General features: G+C 45.6%; 12 protein-coding genes and 1 riboswitch. Of the genes, 8 read left to right on the plus strand and 4 right to left on the minus strand.

Annotation, left to right across the window (positions count from 1 at the left end):
• Positions 1 to 190: 190 nt before the first annotated feature.
• The gene (locus tag CXK86_RS22800) at positions 191 to 1,318 is read left to right on the plus strand and encodes a transglutaminase domain-containing protein (protein ID WP_076253587.1); all 1,128 of its coding nucleotides are present in this window, start codon (positions 191 to 193) and stop codon (positions 1,316 to 1,318) included.
• A 163-nt stretch (positions 1,319 to 1,481) separates the two neighbouring features.
• Positions 1,482 to 5,993: a collagen binding domain-containing protein gene (locus CXK86_RS22805; RefSeq protein WP_180361850.1), complete on the plus strand. Its 4,512-nt coding sequence runs from the start codon at positions 1,482 to 1,484 to the stop codon at positions 5,991 to 5,993.
• Between the two features lie 125 nt (positions 5,994 to 6,118).
• Here CXK86_RS22805 and CXK86_RS22810 read toward each other — a convergent pair whose 3' ends face one another.
• The 3 genes from CXK86_RS22810 to CXK86_RS22820 all read right to left on the minus strand — a co-directional run bounded on the left by CXK86_RS22810 (position 6,119) and on the right by CXK86_RS22820 (position 10,255).
• The gene (locus CXK86_RS22810; RefSeq protein WP_076253589.1) at positions 6,119 to 6,760 is read right to left on the minus strand and encodes a class D sortase; all 642 of its coding nucleotides are present in this window, start codon (positions 6,758 to 6,760) and stop codon (positions 6,119 to 6,121) included.
• Positions 6,761 to 7,150: 390 nt separating this feature from the next.
• A complete protein-coding gene (locus CXK86_RS22815; RefSeq protein WP_036668017.1) occupies positions 7,151 to 8,632 on the minus strand; it encodes an amino acid permease in 1,482 nt (493 codons plus the stop codon).
• A 119-nt stretch (positions 8,633 to 8,751) separates the two neighbouring features.
• A riboswitch (Lysine riboswitch) is annotated at positions 8,752 to 8,967 on the minus strand.
• A gap of 145 nt (positions 8,968 to 9,112) precedes the next feature.
• The gene (locus CXK86_RS22820) at positions 9,113 to 10,255 is read right to left on the minus strand and encodes a virulence factor (RefSeq protein WP_036606960.1); all 1,143 of its coding nucleotides are present in this window, start codon (positions 10,253 to 10,255) and stop codon (positions 9,113 to 9,115) included.
• Positions 10,256 to 10,496: 241 nt separating this feature from the next.
• Between CXK86_RS22820 and CXK86_RS22825 the strand changes: the two genes are divergently transcribed.
• Complete coding sequence (locus CXK86_RS22825; protein ID WP_036606962.1) at positions 10,497 to 10,916, plus strand: hypothetical protein; 420 nt, start codon at positions 10,497 to 10,499, stop codon at positions 10,914 to 10,916.
• 49 nt (positions 10,917 to 10,965) lie between these two features.
• Here the strand turns inward: CXK86_RS22825 and CXK86_RS22830 are convergent, their stop codons facing one another.
• Positions 10,966 to 11,664 (minus strand): response regulator transcription factor, encoded by a 699-nt coding sequence (locus CXK86_RS22830; protein ID WP_017692253.1) that lies wholly within the window; start codon positions 11,662 to 11,664, stop codon positions 10,966 to 10,968.
• A 344-nt stretch (positions 11,665 to 12,008) separates the two neighbouring features.
• On the opposite strand from CXK86_RS22830, the gene CXK86_RS22835 reads away from it, so the two are divergent.
• From CXK86_RS22835 to CXK86_RS22850, 5 genes are all read left to right on the plus strand, one after another.
• Positions 12,009 to 14,855 carry an ATP-binding protein gene (locus CXK86_RS22835; RefSeq protein ID WP_076253590.1) on the plus strand — a complete coding sequence of 949 codons (2,847 nt, stop codon included), beginning with the start codon at positions 12,009 to 12,011 and terminating at the stop codon, positions 14,853 to 14,855.
• Positions 14,856 to 15,240: 385 nt separating this feature from the next.
• Positions 15,241 to 16,587 (plus strand): cytochrome ubiquinol oxidase subunit I, encoded by a 1,347-nt coding sequence (locus CXK86_RS22840; protein ID WP_036606964.1) that lies wholly within the window; start codon positions 15,241 to 15,243, stop codon positions 16,585 to 16,587.
• Positions 16,584 to 17,618: a cytochrome d ubiquinol oxidase subunit II gene (locus tag CXK86_RS22845; RefSeq protein WP_036606967.1), complete on the plus strand. Its 1,035-nt coding sequence runs from the start codon at positions 16,584 to 16,586 to the stop codon at positions 17,616 to 17,618. The genes CXK86_RS22840 and CXK86_RS22845 overlap by 4 nt, the downstream gene beginning before the upstream one ends.
• A gap of 8 nt (positions 17,619 to 17,626) precedes the next feature.
• Entirely contained in the window at positions 17,627 to 17,782 is a 156-nt protein-coding gene (gene cydS, locus CXK86_RS32270; protein WP_155985027.1) for a cytochrome bd oxidase small subunit CydS family protein, read from the plus strand.
• A gap of 71 nt (positions 17,783 to 17,853) precedes the next feature.
• Positions 17,854 to 18,900 carry an MBL fold metallo-hydrolase gene (locus CXK86_RS22850; RefSeq protein ID WP_076253591.1) on the plus strand — a complete coding sequence of 349 codons (1,047 nt, stop codon included), beginning with the start codon at positions 17,854 to 17,856 and terminating at the stop codon, positions 18,898 to 18,900.
• Positions 18,901 to 18,966: the final 66 nt, after the last annotated feature.

Below are 18,966 nucleotides of genomic sequence, written 5' to 3' on the forward strand. Positions count from 1 at the left end.
CTCATATCGTGACCAAACGAAACATAGGATGAAGATAACGGGTAATCGTGATTCAATGAACTAAAGATCAAAGGGACCTTCCATAGAAGGTCTCTTTTGATTTGCTTTGACAAAACTAGAAGAATGACGACAGAGCCTTTTGTGATACAATAGGGCGTGAGAACTTTGCAAAGAAGGGTGGGTTCCTTTCATGGGTAAGAACGGGAAACGAATTATCACCATACTGCTGGCAGGCTGTCTGATTGCTGTAGCGTTACCACGTACGGTTGATCTGGATCAATTGTATGCTGCATCAGGGACATCAGATATATCCACGGCAACAGATTTGCGCCAGACCTTGCTTACCGCAATGTCACAGCGAACGGAGGAACTTGTTTTTACATACAAAGGCAATGTGAAGGGCCTCAAAAAACAATTACAAACCTCCATCGATGAGGCAATGAAGAGTGACCCCTATATCCAATATACCGTTAAAAGTTATGCATTTAATTATAAAGGCTCCAATGTGTCGGCCGAGGTGCATGTGACTCTCTCCTATCGGGAGACCAAGGAGCAGACCGATTATGTGAATCGTAAAGTCACAAACGTGTTGAAAGAAATCATCAAACCAGGCATGACGGATCATGAGAAGGTCAAGGTCATCCACGACTGGATTGTGCTTAACCTTTCTTACGATACTTCGTTGAAGAAATATACGGCCTACGACGGGCTTGTTACAGGCAGTACCGTCTGTCAGGGATATTCACTGTTGGCATATCGGATGCTGGAGCGAGTAGGTATCGATAACCGGATTGTGGAAGGTACAGCGGGCGGGCAGCTTCATGCCTGGAATATCGTGAACCTGGACGGCAAGTGGTATCACATGGACACTACCTGGGATGATCCTACCCCTGACCGCAAAGGTAAGGTTAGCCACAGCTACTATTTGCTGAGTGATGATGAGATGGCACGTGACCATATCTGGACAGGCAAAAGCAAGTACCCCGCTGCGCCCGCCCCATATCGAGAAGCTTTATTAAAGCTGGTGAAGGCCGGAGATAACAAAAAAGCCGCTTATCAGAAGCTGTACCACGCTCTGGACTATTCCCTGTATGATGAACAGGATGCTGTTAAAGGCCATGCTGCGCTGAAGACCAAAGTTCAGAGTAAGCTGAAGGAAGGCGGAACCTCACTCACGTTCAGGTACAAGGGTACGGAGGCTGGACTGATTGAAGATTTGCAGGATTTGTACCAACTTGGCATGAAATCGATATCTTATTATGTGTCCAAAATGGAAGGTACTACGGATCTGCGCGTCAAAATTAACTGGACATTATAACAACCGTTTGAACAGGATGCTCCGCTTGAGGAGTATCCTTTTTTGTGTTCAATTTTGTGTTCAAAAACGAGGATTTTAGTGTTGTCTATTTTTTGTATATGTAGCTTTGCTATTCTAATCTTCGGCGTATGCCAACACTACGTACGAGGAGGATATGCAAACAATGAGGAAAAAAGTGAGCATAGTGATCATTGCTCTGTTACTGGTCACGCAAATGATGCAGGGTTGGATATTTACACCAACAATGCATGCTCAGGATGAATTAACTAATTTGCCAGCCAGTGCAATCAGCGATACAGCATCAGAAGAAGGTTTGGCAGGTTCGGAAGAGGTTAACAACGTTGACGTTGCTGCCACTCCGGAAGAAGAGGGGGAGGGAAACCTCAACCAGAGCAGTTTAGCAATCGCAGCTGCAGGCCCGGTAATTACAGATCAATTGATTACCAGTGTGCAGATGTACAATCAGGCACCAGAAGACAACGGGAATGGCACGATTGAAGTCAAAGGAGATAAAATCGAGGATATTCGACCACGAATCCAGGATGAGGTGGCTGTAGTCTTTACATGGGGACTTGCAGATGAAAACCACAACTACAGCGATGGCTCTACGTTCACCTTTAACTTGCCTGATAAATTCATCATCGGATCGCAGCTTAAGGGTAATCTGGATGGCGGTGTTGGGGAGTATGTGGTGAATCCAGATGGCACAATCATCTTTACCTTTAATGAACTGATCGATCATGCGAAGCTGGAAGGCAACTTCTACGTGTGGATTAAGTTCGATGAGAGCAAGATGGAAGATGGCTTGAAACAGGAGATAGACTTTAGTTCCGTAGGGCAGGGCATCATTGATGTACATTTTGCCAACACAGCCGTAGATAAGTTGAAGAAATCGGGAAGCGCAAACAAAGACAACTTCAACTCGGATGAAATTAAATGGACTGTAGATTTTAACCAAGGCGAGAAGGCAATGAAAAATGCTGTTCTTGCAGACACGTTCCCAGCAGAGCTGGAGCTCAAGGGCAATATCGAAATTCGCGAATTGGAAGTGCAATTGAATGGATCTGTAAAAGAAGGCCCAGTAGTTCAAACGGAACCACATTTTCCAATTCAATTGGGAGATACAGATAAGGCCTATCGTGTAACCTATACGACAAGTGTTAAAGCACCAACCACTGCTCCGTTCACCAACGTGGAGTATCAAAACCAGGTTGCGCTTACAACGGATCAGAGTGAGCACAACGAAACAGATATTGGCCGAGTTCGTGTGAGTTTTAATGAGCCTTTGAACAAATCAGGGCAAGAGAGTACGTATGATCCGGTGACCCAGACGATCACATGGAAAGTGCAATATAACTACAATCAGCAAGAAATTATGCAAACGAATGCATGGATTGAAGACCGCTTTGATACGGCAAAACAGCAACTGATCAACAATTCCGTCAAAGTGTATCAAGTGGACATTAATGCAAGTGGAGCGGCTTCCAACAGAACACTGATCAATCCGAATGAATACACACTCGAAGCGATGGGTACAGGGTTCGATAATGGCTTCAGATTACATTTTAAGAACGATATTACAAAGGCCTATGAGATCGAATATGATACTCAATCTATTCATCGTGTGTATACAAACGACACCATTACGAACACAGTGAACATGTATGATGGTACTTCCAAAACAGGCCGAAGAGACATTCAGGAAGTCATTTTTGCAAAGAGTGTAAAAAGTGAAAACTTCAACACAAAAGAAATCGAATGGCAGATTGTTTTGAACCGTGATTTGCAGGACATGACGGATATCGTCATCACCGACAATTACGAAGGCAGATATATGAAACTGATTCCGGGTAGTCTTCAAGTGAGTGGTGTTAACAATGAGGACTTTGAACTGACTCCAGACCCAGCTGATCCAACGTATGAAAAAGGATTCTCACTTCGCTTGAAGGACGGCGTAACGCTCAGTACGGAGCATGTTATTACTTATAAGACAAGCTTTGATCCCACAGCGGGTATGCCAACGAATGATGAATATCGCAACTCAGCCAAGATCGATTGGGAAGAATCTGATGTAAAACAGACTGCGATTACCAAAACTGCTGCGGTCAAACCGCAAGACTACACAATTCAAAATGGTAACAAAAAGGGTGAATATAGCGCCAAAGATAAAAAGATCACCTGGACAATCGATGTAAACTACAATTTGTTTGATATTCAGGATGCAATCCTTAAGGATGCTTACACTGGAGACCAATCTTTCGTAGACGGCTCATTGAAAGTTCATGAGTTAGAGTTGCAGGGAGCCAATAATGTTACTGCTGTGGGTAGCGAGGTTCTGCTCACACCTGGTCAATTCCAGTTGAACCCGGACGGTAAAGGTTTTGCGTTGGATCTGGGTAACATGGGCAAAATGGCTTATCGCATTCAGTACCAAACAAGTCTGGATGGACCATATTCTGTCGCAGGCGCATATGCCAACCAGGCTGTTCTGACGGATGGTGAGGGTGGTGCAATACGATTTAATAGATCAGCCAGTGTTACACCTGCCAACGGTGGTGTATACGTGCGCAAAACAGGGAAGCAAGAAGGTACAACGGATAAAGCATCATGGACGGTAAATATCAATCCAAGTCAATCTTTCATTCCTGTGGGTAACCAATTAACAGATACCTTGTCAGAGAACCAGATTTTATTGGCTGATTCATTGAAATTATATGCAACCAATTTACCTGCCAACAATTCAGGCAATGTATCCACCAAAGCTGGACTTGTTGATCCGGCTGATTATGAATTGGACGTGGAGGGCAATACATTTACCTTCACCTTCAAGAAAGATATCCATACTGCATTCATTTTGGAATATCAGTCTTATATTAATGCCGATCATGGCGCCCGAATTGAGAATAAGGTTGAATTTGCAGGCCAATCTTCCTCGGTAATCGGAGAAGGTAATCAGTCGGGAATCAAAGTTTCCTTGGCTGGAGCTGGTGGAGGAGCCTCTACAGGTCTGGGCAAAATCAGAATTCACAAAGTCAGTGATACAGGAGTTCCGCTGGAGGGTGCAATATTTGCAATCTATAATGCGTCTGGAACTACGCTTCTGGAAACATTGAAACCAACGGACGAGAATGGTGTGGTTGAAAGCTCCAGAAACTATCGATTAAACAATCTAACCAACGGTGTACCTTATAAGTTAAAAGAATTATCTGCACCGGCAGGATATTTGGTTGATCCTGAATATGGCTCTGCCTCAGGTCAAACGATTGAATTTAAGGATGCGGATATTGCTTTTGAAATTGAAAATAAAAAGATTCGCCAAGGGTTTGAATTAACCAAGGTAGATGCGGTGGACTCCTCCAAGACACTTAAGGGTGCAACTTTCGAATTGTACTCCAAGGACGGCGCAACGCGAGAGAAAATCGATGAGTTAACGACAGGGGAAGATGGGAAGATCGCCAAAGGTGGACTGTCGCCAGGGGATTATGAGCTGGTAGAAGTCGTGGCACCTGAGTTTTATCAATTGGATGCTACACCAATTCCGTTTACCATTGTAGAGAATCAGACGGAGAGTATTACATTGACGAAGTCTAATGCAATGGGTGCAGGTGGTAAACTTGTCGTTACCAAAGTAAATGCCAAGGATAAGTCTGTATTAAGCGGAATCGAATTCGAATTGCGTGATCGTTCCAACATTGTCATCGATACAAAAGTAACCGACCTAAATGGGGTCATTGAATTCGATGGTTTGGATTATGGTTCATATACATTGGTAGAGACCAAGGCAGAAGGCTTTGTTATTGAACAGCCGGAGACCCTTGTATCTATTATCAAACCGGAAACTCAAATAACCATTGAAAATAAAAAAAATGATCGTTTTGTGAAATTGATTAAAACCAATGCGGGTCGAACTCAGCACCTTCAAGGAGCTGTATTTGAATTACGGGCTCAAACTGCATTGATGGATGCAAATGGGAATTGGGAGTTCCACAAGGTAACAGGTCTAGATGAAGCTACATTGACAACTAATCAACAAGGTGAAATTGTACTTGAAGGTTTGGATATCAATAAATATCAGTTGGTTGAAATAAAAGCGCCTAACGGATACATGTTGGAAACAACACCAGTACCATTTGAAATTACGAACATACAAACCGAAGCTGTAGTTGTGGAAAAAACGAATCAGGCTATCCCGGTATCGGGTGGTGGGTCTAGTGGACCTTATAATCCGGGAACACCTACTACGGGTGTAACACCAGATCCAGAGAAACCAGTAACTCCGGAACCAGGAAAGCCAAATCCGTCGGTTCCAGGCACGGTTGTAACTGAACCTACAGAGTCTGGGGGAGGAACCGAAAGTCCGACAGATGAAGATTCCGGGGTAGTGACACCGACACCAGGCGATTCCAACGGTGACGATACTGCACCTCCAGTTGGGGATACAGATGCACCTGATGGGGATGGTGCACTTGCACCTCCTGCTGGAACGGATACAGATGGGTCACAGGGCAATGGAAATTCTGCACCACAGCCAAACGGAAATTCTGGATCTCAGGGAATGCTGCCACAAACAGGTGAAGAGAGCACAATGGCTTACACTGCTGTGGGCATGATGCTGATGGCGCTAGGTAGCGCGGGATTCATGTACTTCCGCCGCAGACAACAGCTTCATCGCTAGATCGAAACACGCAGTATCTAAAATTCATCGTGTAAGATAGAAATACCCTTTAGCAATCACTACGAAGACTTAGCGTCGACGTGTGAATATGCTAGAGGGTATTTTTTGGTGATATTTAGGGAGAATCAGGTCCCCGTAACATTTGGTTTCACTGCACTAGCTCTTACAATTAGGCGATGTGTTGGATTGACGAGTGGATCACAGGTAATCAAGGTAAGGACCTGTCCAAGCCCGGGATCCTCCAGCACAGATAAGTCAGTTGGCTCCACAACGGATATCTGATCTACCTTGTATTGGATAATCGTTCGATCTGCCAGGGTGACTTCCATAGAATCACCAATCTGTAGTTCTCCCAGACGATTGAACAGCCGTCCTTTTTTGTGGGCGCGATGGGCGGCTATGGCAGCATTACCTTTGTTCCCGATACGGGTGGTTTCGACAAGATGGGTTGCAGCTACCTTCATATTGGCTTCCGTTGCACCCTCCAGAATCGGTAAGCGGACATCAATTTTGTCAATCGATAGCACCCCTAACGTATCCGAAGAGAGCTCTTGCACTGTAGCTGTATTGTCAGTAGTCGGCTCGGCGGAAGCTGCATCCTGTATGCCTTGTTCGAAGGAGTGATTAAGCTTAGACAAACCGTTTTGTAATTGCTCCAGATCGTTCATGACACGGGTTTGCTGCCAGTCATAATACGTTTCCCGCAGGAAAGGAAAGCTGATGATCAGGATGCCCAATAGAACGAGCAGAATAGAGAATTTTTTCATTATACATCAACTCCCGTTGTCCAAGAAAAATAGTATACCTTTCTCTATTCTACTTACGGATCTATACAAAATATGGACAAGGACGAAAGGACGTACAGAAATGTTCAGAGGGGGAAGCTGATCCAAAACAAAACCTCCCCGTTTCGCCACAGTAGGAAAACTGCAACGCCACGGGGAGGTTTTTTTAATATGAAGTTAAATCGTATCAGCTGTATAAGCTGAACTAACCATTTACATGAGAACGTAGAGGACAGAAATAACGTGAAGAAGCGAAGCGTTCGCCTTTATCACCAGATTTTCACCTTTGTAAAAGTGAATCAAAAAATCTGGGGATAACAGCGATCGGAAGGTTATTCTGTCATCGAAGTGGCAAGTGTAAATATTGCTTTGTTAGTGCTTACCAGTTGGTGAATCGGTAGGTGTGAAATCACATTCCTGCAGCGGCACCACTTTGGTCTTTTTGATCCATTTGTAACCGAGCCACAACACCAGGAACAGGGGGACGCTCAAGTAGGCAACGATGGCTCCACTCCAGTCGATCTGATCACCTGTGAATGCCTGATAGTTCTGTCCGATGATCACGATGATACACAGGACAAAGGCAAAGATCGGACCAAACGGGAACCAGCGTGCACGGTATGGCAGATCGCTCAGATCCCTGCCTTGTGCAACGTATGCACGACGGAAGCGATAATGACTGATAGCGATACCCAGCCAAGTGATAAAACCACACATACCGGATGCATTCAACAACCAGGTGTACACAATCCCATCACCGAACAGGGAGGCAAGGAACGCCAACATACCAACGGCTGTTGTAAGTAAAAGTGCATTCATTGGAATGCCTTTTTTATTCAGCTTGCCGAGGAAACGAGGGGCTTTACCGTCACGGGCAAGGGCATAGAGAACACGGCTCGAAGCGTACATGCCTGAGTTACCGGCAGAGAGTACAGAGGTTAAAATAACGGCATTCATCACGGAAGCCGCAATGGCGAGGCCAGCTTTCTCAAACACCAGTGTGAACGGGCTGACACCGATATTTTCCAGGTCACCTTTGAGCAGATTCGGATGAGTATACGGGATGATCAAACTGATCACGGTAATCGCCAAAATGTAAAAAATCAGAATGCGCCAAAATACCTGACGAATTGCACGAGGTACATTTTCGCGCGGGTTTTCACTTTCACCGGCAGCTACTCCGATAAGCTCGGTACCTTGAAATGAGAATCCAGCAGCCATGAACACACCAAGCACAGCGAAGAATCCGCCATGGATGGGAGCATCACCGATGGTGAAGTTGCTGAAACCAACGGCTTCTCCGCCCATAATACCAAAGATCATGAGCACACCAACGGCCAGGAAGATGATCACAGTAGCGACTTTGATAATGGCGAACCAGTACTCGGACTCTCCATAGCCTTTAACAGACAACACGTTCAAGGAAAAGATCAGCACGAGGAACAATAAGCTCCATAACATGGATGAACTGTCGGGGAACCAGTATTTAATGAGTACAGTAGCGGCAGCAAGCTCTGCTGCAATGGTTACCGCCCAGTTGTACCAAAAGTTCCAGCCCATGGCGAACCCGAGAGCAGGATCGACAAAACGTGCGGCATACGTATTAAATGAACCGGAGTCCGGCATAAAGGTAGCAAGCTCACCAAGGCTGGTCATTAGGAAATAAACCATGATGCCAACGGCCACATAGGCAATTAATGCTCCACCAGGGCCTGCGGTTGAGATGGCGGTACCACTTGCGAGAAACAGCCCGGTACCAATTGAGCCACCGAGGGCGATCATCGTCATATGGCGTGCGCGTAATCCTTTTTTCAGGGAAGGTCCAGTTGTTGTTGGGTTACTGCGGTCTTGCATGGAAACACTCCTTCATTCGATATACTGATGTTTGCGATACTTGAATTCATAAAAACAAAAAGACCACAGGCATCAGCCTGCGGTCTTTAATATTTCAATGTCCGCACCATGTCCCAGATGATTAAGATAGCTCAACACAGAAGAATTCATACCTTTATATAAAGGAAATGTACTTCCGTGACAGTTCTGCGCCTTTCGACAGCAGCCCCAGCTCACCGGACCGTATAAGGAACGTCCAGCGAGCTTCGGCGGGTACACCTTTCGGCTGATCTCATAAGCGGCTCCTTAGCGCCTCCATCAGCGTACTGATCGCACCCGCGACCTCTACCTCACCATCAATGGATGAGGTGTATCTATTGTCTATGAAATTATGAACAACAACTTAACACCGTGTGTCCTGTTTAGTAAACAGACAATCAGTATAACGCGCATGGTTTTCCAGTGCAATAACAATTGTTGGATGTGAGGTCTGAGAGACGACTATTCCTCTTTTTTATTACGGCCAGCCATCTGCTGCCATACCGTTCCAGCAGCCTGTTCGCCTGATTCGATCCGCTCCAGAGCCATCTTGGCCTGCAGGCTGACTTCAAATTCAGGATCTTCAGCTGCAACGCGCAACGCTTGCTCTGCTTCTTCAGTTCCGACCTCATAGAGAAAACGTGCTGCACGCCAGCGTACAAGTTTACTTTTATCGGATAACGTAGCTGTCATGGCTGGAGTGGCGGCAGGATCACCGATATCCGACAAGGTATCCCCGGCAGTCCGGCGTACCGCAGGAGAACTGTCCTGAAGTGCTTCATACAGCAGTTCCATCGCTTCCGATGTACGAATGTCACCCAGGTATACGACAGCCAAGCGACGTATCTGCATTTTGTTGTCATGCAAGGCATGGGCTACGAGAGGCAGTCTTTCTGCCGTAGGCTCCATGCTGTCAAATGCCGCATAGCGAACATTCCAGTCTTCGTTTCGCAGAGCCTCTTCAAGTTCGGCTCCATCCAATTCACGGCGGCGCTCGACGAACTCTTCGGATTTGGTACCATGTTCAATGGCCTGTTGGATGACCTGCTCCAATCGTTCCGGCGGGTAAGCGGCTTCCAGTTCCTGCTCGACTTCACGTGCGATGTCCGGTAACTCACCATATCGAACACCGTAATCACTCAGTTTACGTTCTTTGATCATTGTTGCACTGGCGACTTCTGTCACGGCTTTGACAAAACGGTCTGACAACGAGATTCGTTCTTCCTTGACCCCGGCCTTGACCCTAATTTGCATCGGTACACCTCGGAAGAATTGTACAAATACCTGTGCTTCTCCGAAGTGCTCGCCTGAACCATCTTCGGATTCAATCCAGTCCAGATCGATGCCGTGCTGTCCAAGGCGATTTTGGACTTCGCCCAAGATAACGGACCAGTCGGCATTCCCTTTACGATCAAGTGCGACAAAGTCTGTTGTGTGGAACACACTCTTTACACCGGGAATATGAAGCATCTGGCGAATGAACGCCGGAGCAGATCGTTCGTTGTCCAGTGTATATGTTTTGCGAATTCCGTCCTCCAGACGTTCATCGAGATGTAACATCATCGTATTTGGACTCGGTGTTGGTTCAATGGAAACAATATTCATCAATGTAACCTCCTATAGTACCAGATTCATCTTTAACTTCCCGTAAATTAAATCACACGGGTATTTCTCTATTTTACATCAATGTGTGGAATCTGCGAAATCATCCAGAAGTGAAGTGGACGTGTCTAACACTTAATGTGAAGAAGTGCGAAATTTGTTAACACTTCTTTCATGTTCACGCACAAACATTTTTAAACGAAAATTGGCACAATAAAGATAAGAATCAACTGGAGGTATACCTATGGAACCCATTACCGTGCTCTCGGATGGAAAACGTCGTATTGCATATGAGAATATTATTCAATTGTTCACGAACTGGATTGAGGACTCAACATCTGGTTCTGCGATAGAAACACATCGGGGAAGTTGGGAAAATGCCCGTTATTGTATTGTTGATTATCAGGTTGCCGAAGAAGCGGTGTCAGCAGCAAATGCCATTCGGGCTTTTATGCCACAACTTCCGTTACTAGTCATTACGGATTTCCAATCCCTTATTCGGAAGCGTCACCTGCAAGAAATTACAGGTACGGGTGAGATGAAGATGATTCTCTGGAACGAGCAAGACCCGAATCAACTAATCAAGGATATGGAAAATTGGTTTCATTCTTCGTCTATCCATAACTCAAAAATAGCCATACCACCCATCTTATCCATGAGATAAAAGAGAGATATGGCCAAAGATGTTTAACTTTTTAATCGTTACGATCGTATTAGATCACATATTTATAGCCTGTTCCCCAAACCGTTTTAATATAACGTGGGTTCTTGGGGTCAGGCTCAATTTTTTTACGTAGACTTGAGATATGAACATCAATGGTACGATCCAGATAGGCGCGTTCGGAGCCTTTGATCCGATCCATCAGTTCATTGCGGGTGAACACTTTACCCGGATTGCGGTACAATTCCTTCATAATCTCAAACTCAATATGAGTGACCTCGATTTCAACGCCATCCACAAACAGGGTTCTTCTGTACTCATTCACATTCACATGTCCAGTAACCTCTGCCTGCTTGTCTTCTTTTACCGGTTTATCCTGATAGGAAATGATTGATCTTCGCAGCAGTGCTTTAATCCGGGCATCCAACTCTTTCAAACTAAATGGTTTGCACAGAAAGTCATCCGCACCATTATGCAATGCACGAAGTCGATCATTCAGCATGGTGCTTGCCGAGATCATCAGAATGGGCACAGTGGAGTGCTGGCGAAAGGCTTCTACGAGATCATTTCCATCCATTTCAGGAAGCATGAGATCCGTTACAACAATATCCGGCTGGAATTGTGGAAACAGTTGAAGTGCCTCGCGGGCATGATGAACCCGTTCAGTGATGTATCCTTCCTCCTCAAGAAAGAAAGCAATCATGTCGGCTAGATTTTTCTCATCTTCTATAAGAAGTACTTTGATAGTCATAGGGTCACACTCCTGGTGAAAATAATATGTTAAGAAAATGCTAAAAAAACAAGGTGAATTGCGAATAAATGCCGCAAATTTTTTAATGTTTCTATCCCAAAATATAGGATGTATATGTAGAGAAAGAATACGCTTTTTGAATGAACTTCAATATTCTAGCATGAATGCAGTTTGGTTGCCGATCAATCAGAATTTCCCAAAGCTACACCAAGTATTAATTACAGTATAATGGATCAGAACGAGTTAAGGGGAAAAAAGTAATATTGTATCCGCTTAAGTTTATAGGGGGAACCAACGTTGTTGTTGAAAACAGAAGAAAAAATGATCCATGAGGGCAATTGCTTATGGATCGTATAAAGGCAAGACTTATGCTAGATTGGGTCGTGTTGAAGCTGAGAATACCCTGGATTGGGACCAGCATTCTGATCATTCTGGGCTCACTAAGCACTATTTTTCCGTTTAATTTATTCTATGGTGTACAGTTTATGATTGGTAGCGCGGCAGCACTCATTGCTCTTCGTTTGCATGGGGCCATCTATGGATTTGTCACCCTTACAGTTATCCATCTCCTGAATACCGTCTTTGTCGGCTTTGTGCCGCACAATTTAACTGTCATGCTTGCCCACTTCATGGAATTAATTTGGATGCTCGGTTGGCAGATCCGCTGGAAGAATGGTAGCTTAATCAAGGCTAATGCTGTCTTTTGGGTAGTGATGTTACTTCCTGTTATCTATGGCGGGCATTTTATGTTGGGTCTAAATATAGACGATTTGAAGTATGAGTATATGTATATTGCTGTGATTGGTATGGTGAATGCGCTGATTGCGGGAATTGTAGTTGATTTTTGGATCACCACGGGTGAACACAAGTCAAAACGCATGGGAACCATTCCACTAACAAGAATTGCGTTTAAATACGTAGTCGCCTTTGTGGTATTTGTTTCTCTCGTACTGTTATCCGCAGATAGCCGCAGACAATTGGGGCAAATGAATGATGCCATATTACGTGATATGAAATATGCAGCAACTGCGGTTGTTCAGGATCTTGATGAAGAGTACGTTACCTCTGAGAATATGGATCAGAATATGGCGCGTTATCATCATCTACTGGGTGTGAATGTGATTCTGCTGAATCGCAATGATACAGTCGTCGCTTCTGGTTTGAATACACTACAGGTGGGCGAGTATCTGGACATGGACAGATTCCGTCTTCTGAAGTCGAGGGATAACCTCATTCTGTTAAGTTCCGCAAATATCCATTACAGCGATGTATTGAATCATTGGAAACAAGCCTCTTTTATCTATGAAGCAGAAATGACAAGGTTAACACCTTATCGGGTATTCATTGTGACTGACTCGTCCGAGTATTACCCCCGAATCGAATCCATTTATCTGACCACGCTGCAATCCCTGTTCATCATCATCGTGGCTTCCATGATCGTAGCGGCTCCTCTCAGCAGTAAGGTTGTTAGCCCGCTGTTAAGACTGACCCGAATGACAGGCTCTCTTCCGAGACTGCTGTTTCGAAATGGGAAGATGGAGTGGCCAACCAGCCATGTAACCGAAGTACAGATCCTGATTGGTAATTTGCGCAAAATGGCCGATGTGCTGCTGGAACAATTCGAACAGATTCGTCACGACAAGTTAACGCTGGAGGACAGGGTTATCGAGCGTACCAAGGAACTCAAGAATAGTGAAGAGGTCAAACGTGCCATTATTGAATCCTCTATTGATGCGATTATCGCTGTGGACTCCAATGGGCTGATCGTTGAGTTTAATCCGGAGGCTGAAAGAATGTTTGGATTGCGTCGGGAAGAAGTGATCCTGCACAAGGAAGCGCCATCTCTTTTTCAAGGGGCCAGCTGCAAGGAGATCAAGAATTTGCTTGAGCGATTTGAATATGTTGAAGGTAAAAGATACACCATCGTTGAAGAAATTTCAGGTATCCGACGGGATGGTTCCGTATTTCCGATTGAGTACAAAATTGTTGAGATCCAGTTGGGCAAAAATGAGACATTATATAACCTGTTTATTAAGGATATTACGGAGCGGACCAGAGCAGAAGAAGATCGTGTACGTCATGCCCTTGCGCTGGAGAAGCTGAACTCGGAGTTGTTCAATGAGAAGATTGCCATCCAGGAACAGCGAGATATCAGTGAGCAATTTATTGAATCCGTACGAGAAGGGCTCGTGATGTCTGATCGATCAGGTACCATAACCATCGTCAATCGAAGGATAGAAGAGATGTTTGGTTTGGGTGATTTTATGGGCAGATCCATTGAGGATTTGGCGCAGGCGATTGATACGATGGTATTAACGGACAACTTCAATCTGATGGAACAGACGAGAGCATTCCTGAATGGAGAAACGGCGTTTATCGAGACCGAATTTATATTCAATAATGTGGATAAAAGTGTATTTTCCTTGTACATGAAGCAGATGGATGTCCCCGGTAAAAACCATGGGTTTCTGCTGGTGTTCCGTGACCGAACAGGAGAAGAACGGCTGGATCGGATGAAAAATGAGCTGATCAGTGTGGTATCTCATGAGCTTCGAACGCCTGTAGCCACCATTATGGGATATGTGGAACTTATGATGATGTATGACCTTCCGGCAGCTCAACAGCGGGAATTCATGCAGACCATCTCTTCGGAGGGCAAGCGGCTGAGCAGTTTGCTCGATGATGTACTCGATATTCAGCGCCTCGACAACGAAGGTATGACTTATCACATGACGTATGTACCGCTGGTGGAGTTGGTAGAAGGGGTTGCCGAACAGTGGAATATGAAGTCTGCCCAACGTATCTACGTGCATACGTTTAATGGAGACTTCTTTGCTTATGCGGACCAGAACAGGATGGTTCAGGTTCTGCATAATCTGGTGGGCAATGCAGTTAAGTATTCTCCGGGAGCCGATCGTATTGATATTACGTTATGGGAAGAAGAGGAATGGTTATGTCTTGATGTGCGTGATTACGGAATAGGTATTGCGGAGCAAGAGAAGGACATGCTGTTTAATAAATTCTATCGGGTCGATAATTCGGATCATCGGCAGATTGGTGGAACAGGAATTGGGTTGTACATTTCCCGTAAAATTGTAGAGGATCACAAGGGTACGCTGACTTTTATATCTGCACCGGACAAAGGAAGTACGTTCAAGGTCAGACTGCCCAAGCAGGACGTATTGGTGTGAATTTAAGATTGGATGAAGAAATGTATTTCACTTTTTTTATGAACCAAGTTTATGTACGAGACCTACGAATAGAGCCTTTGCCCTTCAGCGCGTGAGCGTGATAAGGGGAAAGGCTTTTTTTGTTTTTCAATTTCCCCGGATAAAAAAACAACTTCTTTTGCAAACTGTCTATAGAGCCATAATTTGCATCCCATGCAAAAGGAGGACGGCAGGTATATGTTCCGTAAACAAGAGAAAACACTCATTATCGTCTGTCTGGTTGCAGCTGTGGTTGTGCTGTATGCCGTTGTGAAGAGCATCATCCGAATCATGAGTTATTGAGATACACGTTCAAGCAGAGTAACTGCTGTCGTACATAACGATTATGTGAAAGAGGAGTGTAACCATGTCATCCCTGGACCCTGTTTTGCTCAGCCGGATACTAACCGGCCTTACCCTGTTTGTACACATTATTTTTGCCTCTATTGGTGTAGGTGTTCCACTTATGATTGCCTTGGCCGAGTGGCGAGGACTCCGAACCAATGATATGCATTACACCTTGCTGGCACGCCGGTGGGCACGAGGTTTTGTCATCACCGTTGCCGTGGGCGTTGTTACAGGCACCTCGATCGGATTACAGCTCAGTCTGCTGTGGCCGATGTTTATGCGGGTAGCGGGGCAGGCAATCGCCCTGCCGCTGTTCATGGAGACGTTTGCCTTTTTTATAGAGGCGATCTTTCTTGGAATTTACCTCTATACGTGGGATCGTTTCAAAAAGAAATATACGCATATGCTGCTGTTGATTCCGGTAGCTCTCGGCTCATCTGCATCTGCGATTTTTATTACAACGGTGAACTCCTTCATGAACCAGCCTCAGGGATTTACCCTGATTAATGGCATCATGAAAGACATTCATCCGATTGCTGCCATGTTGAATCCGGCAACGCCAACCAAAGTGTCCCATGTACTCGCCTCATCCTACACCTTGAGTGCAGGTATCCTGGCGGGGATAGCCGCCTTCAGTTTGCTTCGGGGACGGGATCATGTGTATTACAAAAAAGCACTGAAACTCACGACGGTATCTGCGCTCGTATTTGCCATTAGTACCGTCATGATCGGCGATTCCTCCGGTAAATTTCTTGCGAAATATCAGCCGGAGAAGTTGGCTGCCGCAGAATGGCATTTCAAGACGATGAAAGAGGCACCGCTCGTTTATGGGGGGATTTTGGATGAGAACAATGAAGTGAAATACGCGATTGAGATTCCCTATGCACTTAGCATTTTGGCGGGGAATCGTCCCGATACGGAAGTGAAAGGTCTCGAAGAATTTCCGGCGGATCTGAGGCCACCACTGTCCATTCATTATATGTTCGACCTGAAGGTCACAACGGGAGTAATCATCCTGATGATTCCTGTGTTATATGTATTGCGGCGCTGGTTGCCAGGGCGTAAGCCATACCCCAAATGGCTGTTGCTTGGCATCGTCTTGCTGGGGCCTCTGGCCATGATTGCGATCGAGTTGGGGTGGATGTTCGCTGAAGTGGGCAGGCAGCCTTGGATCTTACGCGGATATATGAAGGTGGCGGAAGCGGCCACGACGTCAACTTCGGTAGGATGGATGTTAGTGTTGTTCATCTTGCTGTATCTGATCCTGTGTTTCTCGTGCATTCGGGTACTCAGCAAGCTGTTCCGCAACAAGGAAGCAGAGAAGGAACTAGAGTCTCTGGGGCTTGAAGGAGGGATCGTGCATTGAGTTTCGAAATTGCAGGCATCGCAATATTGTGGACGTTTTTGTTCGGTTACTTGATCGTTGCGTCGATTGATTTTGGCGCCGGGTTCTTCAGCTTTTATAGCATTTTGACCGGGCATGAGAACAAAATTCATAACATCATTCAGCGCTACCTGTCTCCCGTGTGGGAAGTGACGAATGTGTTTTTGATCTTTTTTGTGGTCGGACTGGTCGGGTTTTATCCGGACAGCGCCTTTTATTACGGGACGGCTTTGCTGGTTCCGGGTTCCCTGGCCATTGTACTGCTTGCGATCCGGGGCGTGTATTACGCCTACAATACCTATGGCAATCATGGGCAGAACAGCCGGATCTATATGGCATTGTACGGGGCGACGGGATTGCTGATTCCGGCCGTGTTCTCTACCATTTTGGCAATATCCGAAGGCGGGATCATTGAAGAGGTGGGCGATCAGGTGTTTTTTCGCTGGCGTGAATTTTTGACGAATCCCTATACATGGTCGGTTGTTTTGCTTGCACTGGTTAGTGTGCTGTACATCTCGGCGATGTTTCTATCTTATTATGCAAAACGGGCGGGGGATGAGCCAGCATATGAGGTGCTTAGAGAGTACGCGCTGCTCTGGAGTTTGCCTACCATTTTTGCAAGCTTTCTGGCTTTTCTGCAGATTAACAAACAGAATCCCGAACACTTTGAGCAGATGGTAAATATTTCATGGATGTTCATCGCTTCGTTTATTTGTTTTGTCATTGCTGTGTCGCTGGTGTGGAGAAGTAAATATCTAGGTTGGTGTTTTGTTGCTGTCATGCTTCAGTTTGCCTTTGCCTGGTATGGTTACGGGCGATCCCACCTTCCGTACATTCTGTATCCTTACATCAATATTTACGACGGCTTTACGAATCGCACGATGGGGATTGCGCTCATTACAGCGTTTAGTCTGGGGTTACTCGTGCTCATTCCTTCGCTTGTGCTGATTATGAAGCTGTTCCTGTTTGATGCCAATTATGTGCGCGGTAATTCTGGTAAAAAGAAAGGATGAGTCTGTTCATGGTCACTACTGAGGGAGTCACGGGGATACCCGGTATAACCGGATTAAGCTTTTTTGAGACATTCACCATTATGTACGCCCCTCCACTGATCATTGCGGCTGCTATTGTCTTTCTGTTTGTATATCTGGCCGTATATAAGAACCCAAAGGATTGATTGGTTGGTACGTCCATTCCCGTTTGGGGTAATCTCTTGTTAAGAAATGAGGAAGGGAGGAGGGCCCTTTCATGCCGAAAATCCGTTATAACAATATCGATAATGTAAGTACGGACAAAACGCTGAAGGAATTCAAACAATGGAGGGAGCAACGGCGGAGCAAAGTGAAGGACTACTCCTACACCGTGCCCAAACACCCGCCTGAACTGGATTATCTGCATGCCAACCGGGATGACACAAGTATTACCTGGATTGGACACTCCACGTTTTTCATTCAATATTATGGATTGAACATCGTGACTGACCCGGTGTGGGCCGAAAAAATGGGATTTCAACGAAGGCTCGGTGCCCCCGGCATTCCGATTCAGGATATTCCACCGTTGGATGTGATTCTGATATCCCATTCCCACTATGATCATCTGCATCTGGCTTCCTTGCGTAAGCTGATTACAGCCAAGACGTTGCTCATCGTACCCGATGGTCTGAAGCGCAAGATGATTCGCAAAGGATTTCATCGATGCCAGGAGATGAAATGGTGGGATCATATGACACTTGGCGGAGTCAAAATAACTTTTGTTCCTGCACAGCACTGGACGCGCCGAACGTTGTTTGACACCAATACGTCCCATTGGGGCGGTTATGTATTGGAATCGAATCATTCGGCAACGACTTCAGCAGCGGAAAGTGCTGCAACAACGGGCAATCAGGATGAATCATCCAAGGAATCAGGGAAGAACGAAACATCCAAACCATCAGGCGGTCCGCCTGTGTTGTATTTTGTGGGTGATACAGGTTACTTCCAGGGTTTCAAAACGATTGGAGAACGCTTTGACATTGGGGTTACCCTGATGCCCATCGGTGCCTACGATCCGGAATGGTTCATGACTTCTCAGCATGTGACACCCGAAGAAGCGCTGCAGGGGTTCGTTGAATCCGGCTCACAGCTCATGGTGCCAATGCATTACGGCACATTCAAGCTGGCGGATGATACGCCCAAGGAAGCGCTGGATCGGCTGGAAGTTGAACGTGAACGTTTAGGCATTGGTAAAGAGCGGATTCGGGTGCTTGGTCATGGCGAAACACTCCGCATTCACCACGAGGAAGGTAAACAGGGCTAACAAAAGTGAGCCAAATATGTTAATGTAGGGATATGCCTGCATGAACAGTACATTTACCGAATCTTT

Origin of the sequence: Paenibacillus sp. BGI2013 (genome assembly GCF_002843485.1) — a bacterium.
GTDB classification, from domain to species: domain Bacteria; phylum Bacillota; class Bacilli; order Paenibacillales; family Paenibacillaceae; genus Paenibacillus; species Paenibacillus amylolyticus.

What these genes read in the sequence shown, in the direction of transcription:
- CXK86_RS22840 (WP_036606964.1), top strand. Translation starts at nt 15,241, where the DNA reads ATGTCATCCCTGGACCCTGTTTTGCTCAGCCGGATACTAACCGGCCTT.
- CXK86_RS22830 (WP_017692253.1), bottom strand. Translation starts at nt 11,664, where the DNA reads ATGACTATCAAAGTACTTCTTATAGAAGATGAGAAAAATCTAGCCGAC.
- CXK86_RS22825 (WP_036606962.1), top strand. Translation starts at nt 10,497, where the DNA reads ATGGAACCCATTACCGTGCTCTCGGATGGAAAACGTCGTATTGCATAT.
- CXK86_RS22810 (WP_076253589.1), bottom strand. Translation starts at nt 6,760, where the DNA reads ATGAAAAAATTCTCTATTCTGCTCGTTCTATTGGGCATCCTGATCATC.
- CXK86_RS22820 (WP_036606960.1), bottom strand. Translation starts at nt 10,255, where the DNA reads ATGAATATTGTTTCCATTGAACCAACACCGAGTCCAAATACGATGATG.
- CXK86_RS22815 (WP_036668017.1), bottom strand. Translation starts at nt 8,632, where the DNA reads ATGCAAGACCGCAGTAACCCAACAACAACTGGACCTTCCCTGAAAAAA.
- CXK86_RS22835 (WP_076253590.1), top strand. Translation starts at nt 12,009, where the DNA reads ATGGATCGTATAAAGGCAAGACTTATGCTAGATTGGGTCGTGTTGAAG.
- CXK86_RS22805 (WP_180361850.1), top strand. Translation starts at nt 1,482, where the DNA reads ATGAGGAAAAAAGTGAGCATAGTGATCATTGCTCTGTTACTGGTCACG.
- CXK86_RS22850 (WP_076253591.1), top strand. Translation starts at nt 17,854, where the DNA reads ATGCCGAAAATCCGTTATAACAATATCGATAATGTAAGTACGGACAAA.
- cydS (WP_155985027.1), top strand. Translation starts at nt 17,627, where the DNA reads ATGGTCACTACTGAGGGAGTCACGGGGATACCCGGTATAACCGGATTA.
- CXK86_RS22800 (WP_076253587.1), top strand. Translation starts at nt 191, where the DNA reads ATGGGTAAGAACGGGAAACGAATTATCACCATACTGCTGGCAGGCTGT.